This window comes from Faecalibacterium sp. An77 (assembly GCF_002161315.1).
Classification (GTDB): Bacteria; Bacillota; Clostridia; order Oscillospirales; family Ruminococcaceae; genus Faecalibacterium.
Window position 1 is genome coordinate 22,178 of record NZ_NFHK01000033.1, and the last position, 6,450, is coordinate 28,627.

A 6,450-nucleotide genomic window follows, 5' to 3' on the forward strand; every position below is an offset into this window, starting at 1 on the left:
TGTATTTTCCACGCCTTGCGGCGCAGGATTCCTGTGCGATTACTGGAGCTTGGCCTCCAGCTCTGCGGTCAGACTCTCGTAGCCGGGCTTGCCCAGCAGTGCGAACATATTCTTCTTGTAGCTCTCGACGCCCGGCTGGTTGAAGGGGTTGACGCCCAGCAGGTAGCCGCTGCATGCGCAGGCACGCCAGAAGAAGTAGATCAGGTAACCAACGTTGTAGGCCGACAGGTCGTCCACATCGATGAGCAGCTGGGGCACGCCGCCGTCGGTGTGCGCCAGGATGGTGCCCTCCATGGCCTTGCGGTTGACCACGCTCATGTTCTGGTTGGCCAGGAAGTTCAGACCGTCGAAGTTGCCCTCCAGCTCCTCAATGTAGAGGTCCTGGGCGGGGGTCTTGACGTTGACGATGGTCTCGAACATGTTCCGGGTGCCTTCCTGGATGAACTGGCCCATGGAATGCAGGTCGGTGGAGAAGATGCAGCTGGCGGGGAACAGGCCCTTGTTGTCCTTGCCCTCGCTCTCGCCGAACAGCTGCTTGTACCACTCGTTCATCAGGGCGAAGTTGGGCTCGTAGCACTCCAGGATCTCGATCTGTTTGCCCTTGCGGTTGAGGATGTTGCGGGCTGCGGCGTAGCGGTAAGCGTCGTTGTCGGGGCTGAGGACCGAGAACCGCTCCATGGCGTCGGCAGCGCCCTTCATCAGCTCGGCGATGTCGATGCCGGCGGCGGCGATGGGCAGCAGGCCCACAGCCGACAGCACCGAGTAGCGGCCGCCCACGTCATCGGGAACGACGAAGGTGGGCCAGCCCTGGCTGTCCGCCAGCTGCTTGAGGGTGCCCTTGGCCCGGTCGGTGGTGGCGTAGATCCGCTTGTTGGCTTCCTCCACGCCCACCTGGTCCTCCAGCAGCTTGCGCAGCACGCGGAAGGCGAGGCTGGTCTCGGTGGTGGTGCCCGACTTGGAGATGACGTTGATGGAGAAGCGCTTGCCCTTGCACAGAGCAATGATGTCGTTCAGGGCGGTGGGGCTGATGCTGTTGCCGCAGAAGTAGACCTTCAGGCCCGGCTCCAGCTCGTTGTGGTAGACGCCCTTGACGGCCTCAACCACGGCGCGTGCGCCCAGATAGCTGCCGCCGATGCCGGCCACCACCAGCACATCCGAGTCGCTGCGGATCTTCTCGGCCGCAGCCTGGATGCGGCTGAACTCTTCCTTATCATAGTCGCGGGGCAGATACATCCAACCCAGGAAATCGCTGCCGGGGCCGTTCTTGGCCTCCAGGCTCTGATGGGCCGACGCCACCTGGGGATAGATCGCTGCAAACTCATCTTCGTTGATGAACGGAGAAAGGTGCTTGGTGTTAAACGAAACGCTCATGATTCTAGGCCTCCAAACTGTTCCTTCCTTGTATGGTTCCGCGCTGCGGGCAGCGGGGACACAGGCCCCTGCCGCCGGCGGCGACGAGATTCTTTCTCTAAGTGTACCGTCCCGCCCCGATAAAGTCAAGGCCAAAATCCCCGGGATTCATACAATTTTAACAAGGGCCCTCTGGGGTCTGTTGTAAATTCTGTTAATTTTCGCGTCAAACTGCAAAATCGTGAAACCGTTCGGGAAAATCTGGGCTTTTGGTCCTGTTTTAAGCGCCGCCGGCCCCGGCCTCCGGGGCCAAAACAGCGCCCGTCCCGGCCCGGTCCGGGGTCGGGAGGGCGCTGAGGCTCCAGCGTCAGAACAGGCTTTCCAGCATCAGGCGGACGGCGGCGTCAAAATCCATCTCGGCGGCGTCAGCAGCGGCACGGATGGGCCAGGAGCCCACCGTCTCCCCGCTGCTGGTGACGGTGACGGTGCCCACCTCATCCCCCAGGCTCACCGGGGCGGCGCAGCTGTCGGGCAGGCTGATCTCGGCCGCCAGGGACGCGCCGCCGCCGCTGGGCACCAGCAGCCGGTCGGGCAGGGCGGAATAATCCAGGGGGATCTCGGTGTCGGCGCTGCCGGTCACCGTCAGATACAGGGGCCGGCCGGACAGGTCGGGCAGGACGGCGGCCTCATAGTTGGCGAAACCGTAGTCCAGCAGCTTGGTGGCCGCCTCAAACCGCTCGGCGCTGGAGCTGGACCCCAGCACCACCGCAATCAGATTCAGGCCGTTGCGGGTGGCCGACGCCGAAATGCACACCCCCGCCCCGCCGGTGGTGCCGGTCTTGAGGCCGGTGATGCCGTCGTAGCGGCGCAGCAGCTTGTTGGTGTTCACCAGCATGGTCTGGCCGTTCCGCAGCGAGTCGGTCCAGATGCCGCTGTAGTGGAGCACCTCGGGGTACTGGGTCAGGATGGTGCGGCTCATGATGGCCACATTCCGGGCGGTGGACAGGTGGCCCTCGGTGTCCAGGCCGCAGGCATTCTTAAAGGTGGTGTCGGTCATCCCCAGCTCGGCGGCCTTGGCGTTCATCATGGCCACAAAGGCCTCCTCGCTGCCCCCCACCAGCTCGGCCACCGCCACCGCCGCGTCGTTGGCGCTGGACACGCAGATGGCCCGCAGCATCTCGTCCAGGGTGAACTGCTCCCCCGGCTCCAGCCAGACCTGGCTGCCGCCCATGCTGGCGGCATGGTTGCTCACCGGCACCAGGGTGTCCATGGTGAATTTGCCGGCCCGCACCGCCTCAAAGGTCAGCAGCAGGGTCATCACCTTGGTGATGGAGGCAATGGGCACCCGCTGGTCGGCGTTTTTCTCATACAGCACCGTGCCGGTGTCCTGGTCGATCAGGATGGCCGTCCGGCAGGGCAGCGAAAGGGACGCCGCCTGCGCCTCCACCGCCGTTTCCACCGCGGCGGGCTCCTCCCCGGCGGCCTGCGCCGCCGGCGCAAAGACCATCATCACCAGCCACAGACAAAGCGCCGCCGCGCAACTGAGAGCCAAACTCCTACGAACCATTCTCTTGCCTCCATCCCTCTAGGCCGCGCCTGCGGCGGTATCCGGGCGGCCCGGGCAGACGCCGCTTCCCGCAACCACTCCAGTGTGATTTTATGCAGCCGCCGGCCCGGGCAGTCCGGCAGGATTGGATCTTGCGTTTTTCGCTTTGATTCGATATACTCAAAAACACACCATCGCCCCGCCTTTCCCCCGCTGTTTCCCTGCGGTTCAGCCCGGGCCGCGGGGCGCCCAGACAGGAAAGGAACTTCCATGCGCGTTTGTTTTTATACCCTTGGCTGCAAGGTCAATCTGAACGAGACCGAGGCCCTGGAACAGCTGTTCGAGCGCAGCGGCTTTACCGTGGTGCCGGACGGCGAGCCCGCCGACGTCTATATTGTAAACAGCTGCACCGTCACCAACTTCGGCGACCAGAAAAGCCGCAAATGGCTGCGTCAGGCCAAGCGGAAAAATCCCGGCGCCGTCACCGTCCTGACCGGCTGCTATCCCCAGGCCTTCCCCGAGGCCGCCGCCCAGCTGATGGAGGCCGACCTGGTCTGCGGCAACACCGACCGCCGCGCCATCCTGGACAACGTCCAGAAACTGCTGGCCGGCCACGACCGGATTGTGGCCATCCAGCCCCATGTCCGGGGCGAGTCCTTCGAGGAGATGCCGGTGGACCGGTTCGAGACCCACACCCGCGCCTTCATCAAGGTGGAGGACGGCTGCAACCGCCAGTGCGCCTACTGCATCATCCCCAAGGCCCGGGGCCCGGTCCGCAGCCGGTCCGAATCCAGCATCCTGGCCGAGCTGGGCCAGCTGGCCGCCGCCGGCTACCGGGAAGTGGTCCTCAGCGCCATCTCCCTGCCCAGCTACGGCACCGACACCGGCACCAATCTCTATGAGCTGATCGAGCACTGCGCCCAGGTGGAGGGCATCGACCGGATTCGTCTGGGCAGCCTGGACCCCGACATGCTCACCGACGAGGGCATTCGCCGTCTGGCGGCGGTGGACAAGCTCTGCCCCCAGTTCCATCTGAGCCTCCAGAGCGGCTGCGACAGCACCCTGCGCCGGATGCGCCGCCCCTACACCACCGCCCAGTATCTGGACATTGTCCGCCGCATCCGCCAGGCCTACGCCGGCCGGCGGGTCAGCTTCACCACCGACTGCATCTGCGGCTTCCCCGGGGAGACCGAGGCCGACTTTGAGGCCAGCTGCGCGTTCCTGGAGGAAGTGGGCTTCCTGCGGGTCCATGTATTCCCCTACTCCCGCCGGGAGGGCACCCCGGCCTTCAGCTTCCCCGACCAGATCCACGAGCGGGAAAAACAGCGCCGCAGCCGGGCCATGCACCTGCGGGCCGAGGAGGTGAGCCTCCGGGTCCTGGCCGACCTGGAGGGCACCGAGGACGAAGTCCTGCTGGAAACCCCCGTCTCGGCCACCGTGTTCACCGGCTACACACGGCTGTATGTGCCGGTGTCGGTGTCGGCCCCGGGCTGCGCCTCGGGCGACATCGTGCGGGTGCGGCTGGGCCGCTTCGACGGCGCCCGGGTGTCCGCCGCCTTCCTGGAAAAGAAAACCTGAGCGCCCCGCCGGGGCGCCTGCACCCCCTGATTTTTGTCCGGACTGCCGCCCGAATGCGGCGGCCCGGACTTTTTTGCAGGGCGTTTGTTATTTTCTTGACGCTTTTTTCGCTTCTGCCCTTTTCAAGGCGGACAAAATGTGTTAGAATAAAATCGTATGAAATGGCGCAGACAGACCGGTCTTCTGTACCTCTGCGCCGGCAAACCCATGGCACAGATTTCACTGCGTGAGCCAGGTTTTTCTGCAAAGCAAAGGAGAGTTTGGAATGAGCTTCAGAGGCATCAATACCACCGTCATCCAGATCCGGCGGGCGGTATTCACCGAAGTCGCCCGGATGGCCTATGCCAACGTCAAGGGCGAACAGGCCAACCACATGATGCGCAAGATCCCCTACACCATCATCCCCGGCGAAGAGGGCAAACTGCGCAAGGATATCTTCCTCGAGCGCGCCATCGTCGAGGAGCGCGTCCGTCTGGCCATCGGCCTGCCCACCCGCCGCATGGACGAGCACAACAGCGTCGTCTCGGGGCTGGAGGACGCCAACATTGCGGACAAGTACTATGATCCCCCGCTGATCAACGTCATCAAGTTCGCCTGCAACCGCTGCCCCGAAAAGATGGTCAAGGTCTCGGACCTGTGCCAGGGCTGCCTGGCCCATCCCTGTATGGAAGTGTGCCCCAAGGGCGCCATCGTCTGGGAGTCGGGCCGCTCCACCATCGATCAGGACAAGTGCATCAAGTGCGGCCGCTGCGTGGACGTCTGCCCCTACCACGCCATCGTCAAGACCGAGCGTCCCTGCTCGTCGGCCTGCGGCATGGGCGCCATCCATTCGGATGCCCTGGGCCGTGCTGAGATCGATTATTCCCGCTGCGTCTCCTGCGGCCAGTGCCTGGTCAACTGCCCCTTCGGCGCCATCGCCGACAAGGGCCAGATTTATCAGCTGATCCAGAGCTTCAACCGCGGCGACCGCGTCTACGCCCTGGTGGCCCCCGCCTTCGTCAACCAGTTCCCCGCCCTGAACACCACCCCCAAGCTGCGCGCCGCTCTGGCCCAGGTTGGCTTCTGTGAGACGGTGGAAGTGGCCATCGGCGCCGACCTGTGCACCGTGGACGAAGCCCACGACTTCCTGGAGGAGGTCCCCAGCAAGCTGAACTTCATGGCCACTTCCTGCTGCCCGGCCTGGAGCATGATGGCCAAGACCCTGTTCCCCGATATGGCCAAGAACATCTCCATGACCATGACCCCCATGGTCTTTACTGCCCGCATGATCAAGGCCGCCGATCCCGAGGCCCGCATCTGCTTCATCGGACCCTGCGCCGCCAAGAAGCTGGAGGCTTCCCGCCGCCATGTCCGCAGCGACGTGGACTTTGTGCTGACCTTTGAGGAGCTGGCCGGCGTCATGGAGGCCCGCGACATCGACTTCACCTCTCTGCCCGAGGGCGAGGAGGAGCTGCACTACGGCTCGGCCGCAGGCCGCGGCTTTGCCCAGTCGGGCGGCGTGGCCAAGGCTGTCGCCGACAAGATCCACGAGTGGTACCCCGACAAGGAAGTCAAGATTGCTTCCGCCCAGAGCCTGGCCGACTGCAAGAAGATGCTGATGATGGCCAAGGCCGGCAAGTACAACGGCTACCTGCTGGAAGGCATGGGCTGCCCCGGCGGCTGCATCGGCGGCGCCGGCACCATTGCCGATCCCACCCGCACCGCGGTCCAGCTGAACAAGTATGTGGCTTCCGCACCCTTCACCGATCCTGAGCAGAGCGCCTTCATCTCCAACATCCACCTGCTGAAGGACGACCCCAACTTTGAATAATCCTTGAAATTTCCCCATCACGGATGAAATGAGACGCCCTCCCCGGCACTGAACTGCTCCAGTAAAAGTAGACAGTGAAAAAAGAAGGCCTCCTGTGGTAGAATAAAACTACTACAGGAGGTCTTTGCTATGCCCAGAAAATACAGCCACATTCAGGAACACGAGA

Annotated in this window: 4 protein-coding genes; 2 read left to right on the forward strand and 2 right to left on the reverse strand. The window is 63.9% G+C overall.

The window, feature by feature from the left end:
- Positions 1-39: 39 nt before the first annotated feature.
- Positions 40-1,371 carry a glucose-6-phosphate isomerase gene (locus B5G28_RS10450; RefSeq protein ID WP_087248540.1) on the reverse strand — a complete coding sequence of 444 codons (1,332 nt, stop codon included), beginning with the start codon at positions 1,369-1,371 and terminating at the stop codon, positions 40-42.
- Positions 1,372-1,717: 346 nt separating this feature from the next.
- Entirely contained in the window at positions 1,718-2,902 is a 1,185-nt protein-coding gene (locus tag B5G28_RS10455; protein ID WP_242967578.1) for a D-alanyl-D-alanine carboxypeptidase family protein, read from the reverse strand.
- A gap of 264 nt (positions 2,903-3,166) precedes the next feature.
- Between B5G28_RS10455 and mtaB the strand changes: the two genes are divergently transcribed.
- Positions 3,167-4,474 carry a tRNA (N(6)-L-threonylcarbamoyladenosine(37)-C(2))-methylthiotransferase MtaB gene (gene mtaB, locus B5G28_RS10460; protein ID WP_087248544.1) on the forward strand — a complete coding sequence of 436 codons (1,308 nt, stop codon included), beginning with the start codon at positions 3,167-3,169 and terminating at the stop codon, positions 4,472-4,474.
- Between the two features lie 265 nt (positions 4,475-4,739).
- The gene (locus tag B5G28_RS10465) at positions 4,740-6,284 is read left to right on the forward strand and encodes a 4Fe-4S dicluster domain-containing protein (RefSeq protein ID WP_087248546.1); all 1,545 of its coding nucleotides are present in this window, start codon (positions 4,740-4,742) and stop codon (positions 6,282-6,284) included.
- The last annotated feature ends 166 nt before the right edge of the window (positions 6,285-6,450 follow it).

What these genes read in the sequence shown, in the direction of transcription:
- B5G28_RS10450 (WP_087248540.1), bottom strand. Translation starts at nt 1,371, where the DNA reads ATGAGCGTTTCGTTTAACACCAAGCACCTTTCTCCGTTCATCAACGAA.
- mtaB (WP_087248544.1), top strand. Translation starts at nt 3,167, where the DNA reads ATGCGCGTTTGTTTTTATACCCTTGGCTGCAAGGTCAATCTGAACGAG.
- B5G28_RS10465 (WP_087248546.1), top strand. Translation starts at nt 4,740, where the DNA reads ATGAGCTTCAGAGGCATCAATACCACCGTCATCCAGATCCGGCGGGCG.